This window comes from Methanocalculus sp. (assembly GCF_029762515.1).
Taxonomy (GTDB): Archaea; Halobacteriota; Methanomicrobia; order Methanomicrobiales; family Methanocorpusculaceae; genus Methanocalculus.
The window spans coordinates 1-2,380 of the sequence record NZ_JARVGN010000361.1 but is presented as its reverse complement, the minus strand read 5'-3'; the positions used below and the strand labels follow the sequence as shown (position 1 = coordinate 2,380).

Sequence of the window (2,380 nt, the reverse complement as noted above, 5' to 3'; positions counted from 1 at the left end):
ATCCGGATCAAAGAATATGTCGGTGATACCGCCATTTTCCGGCACAATCCTGACAATTTCGTCATATGCCTTCTCAGGATCCTCGAGAATGTTCGGGCGGACAACGATCCGTTTCCTGAGATCGCGTGCAAGCACCCTGATCAGATCTGCCTGATCTGCAAACTGTTTGGGATCATCTGTGTAGATGACAAGTTCGGGCCCTTCAAATTCGACATTGGATACCGTTATACCCGGAGGTACTTTACGGTTTATCAGCTCTTTCAGCTCTTTGAGTCTGTCCTCAATTAACATGGAATCTTCCTAAAAAAGTTTTTAAAAAAAATGTTATGTGCGAAGGGTTTTAACGATCTTTTCGAGGGTGCTATCATCAAGCACCTCGAATTTTTCTGCTGTTATAACAGCCAGCTGGTACCCCTCACCAGAACCTGCATCCCGCCTCATGGCAGATTTTAAGGAACGGACAGCAAGTTCGGTTGCTTCTTTCTCTGAGAGTCCTGCCTTGAACCTGTCCTCAAGCACACCAAATGCCATCGGAGATCCGGATCCGGTTGCAACGAAGTCATCTTCACGTGTTGCTCCGCCCATTGCATCAACCGAATAGACAGAAGATCCTGTATCATCCACGCCTCCAACAAGGAGCTGTACATAATAGGGGAAGTAACGGTTCTGGTTTAAGTAATTTGAGAGGAGAGTTGCCGAGGCTCCGACAGAGATATTTGTCCTTCGCCGGATCTGGTAAAGATTACTCTCCACACTCATCAGTCGTGCAAGCTGCTGGGCATCTCCTACACCACCGGCTGTTGTCATGCCGATTGTGTTGGTAATCTGATAGATCTTTTTAGCATTTTTACTTGCGATCATATAGCCCATCGTTGCCCGTTTCTCTGTTGCGAGCACGACTCCATCTGAGAAGACAATTCCGATTGTTGTCGTTCCCTTCATAATCTCCTGTGGCTGTTGCATCATAATATGCCCCCAAAAATCAGAATGAAAAAAATGATTGGTATTGTATCATATTTTAGTGATTACTTATATTAAATATTCTTATTGTGGTGTATAGTCGAGAAGTGCCTTGATAAGCTCCCGATCATAGAGCATTGAAACAAGCCTGTTATCGCCGTTGACTATTGGCAGCTGATCGACACGCCCTCTCTTCATCTTCAATGCACATTCGGAAACCCCGGCATTCGTTGGAACGGCAATAACCTTCTTGACCATTGCAAGTTTAACGGGTTTTGTTGGAAGCTGAATCCGGGATATTCCATAGGAGATCATATGCATGTCACGTATACTCTCCCATGTCCATTCGTCATCGTCTGTGCCGTTTGAAAAGTCGCTTACCTCGACATCGTCCTCAATACAGGAGCACCTGATGAGATCACGTTCGGTAATGATCCCTTCAAGCCTGCTTTCAGAATCAAGAATGGCAATTGCATCTACATGGGCAATCTCCATGATCCTTCCGACAATTGTGAGTGGGGTCTCACTCCAGAGGGCAAATGTTCTGGCAATATACCGGTTCTTGATCTCATCCTTGATCTTCAGCTGGGCAACTGCCCCGACAAGATCGGCAACGCTGATGAGTCCAACGAGTTTGCCGTCTTCAATAACCGGAAGCCGCCTGATATTATTTGTAATGATTATATCTGCTGCCTCTCTCAGGGTTGCATCTGGTGTTATTGAGATTGGGTCATGGGTCATCAATAATGCAATCTGTGTCTCATGAGGATTTCCGAGAAGATCTTTTCTGGTTATGATCCCGATACACTTCCCGTCTTTCATCACAGGAACGCCGCTGATCCCGGTTCTTTTCAGAATCTTCAGGATCTCATCCCTGTTTGCAGGGGTGTCAGCTGTGACCACATTTTTTGTCATGTAGTCACGAACTATCATTGTGCTTATACCCTCACCACCATAGTTGAAACGGTACTATATTTCACGACATGGGCTGAAACACTCCCGATCAAGAGGCGATCGATCTCGGACTTGCCGCGTGAACCAACTATGATCAGATCGGCTTTCACCTGCTCGGCGACGTTGAGGATCTCATTGCCTGCATGGCCGGAGAGGAGATGTTTTGTGAGTGTTATGCCGGCATCAGCAGCCTTTCCCTCAGCTTTATGCAGTGCTTCGGTTCCTTCTTTTTCGAGAAGGCTATAGATGACCTCCCATGTGTTATCCATCGGAACAGATGATATGAGCCCTGTCTCAATGACATAGATTGCATGGAGATTTGCCTTGAACCCACGGGCAAGCTCAACAGCCTTATCAAGAGCATTCATACCAATTTCAGAGCCGTCAATTGCGACCAGGAGTGTGTGAAACATACGTACCACCAAAATCAGTTCTTTATTATTAGGTAGTTATTAATTAAAAAAGA

General features: G+C 45.8%; 3 protein-coding genes and 1 pseudogene. All 4 read right to left on the bottom strand.

Annotation, left to right across the window (positions count from 1 at the left end; translation table 11 throughout):
- A pseudogene (locus QCH34_RS10935) lies at positions 1-291 on the bottom strand (beta-CASP ribonuclease aCPSF1); the annotation flags it as partial.
- Between the two features lie 33 nt (positions 292-324).
- Complete coding sequence (psmB, locus tag QCH34_RS10930) at positions 325-966, bottom strand: archaeal proteasome endopeptidase complex subunit beta (RefSeq protein WP_300334055.1); 642 nt, start codon at positions 964-966, stop codon at positions 325-327.
- 78 nt (positions 967-1,044) lie between these two features.
- Positions 1,045-1,893, bottom strand: coding sequence for a CBS domain-containing protein (locus tag QCH34_RS10925; RefSeq protein WP_300334052.1), 849 nt, complete (start codon positions 1,891-1,893; stop codon positions 1,045-1,047).
- A 5-nt stretch (positions 1,894-1,898) separates the two neighbouring features.
- Positions 1,899-2,327 (bottom strand): universal stress protein, encoded by a 429-nt coding sequence (locus QCH34_RS10920; protein ID WP_300334049.1) that lies wholly within the window; start codon positions 2,325-2,327, stop codon positions 1,899-1,901.
- Positions 2,328-2,380 lie beyond the last annotated feature (53 nt).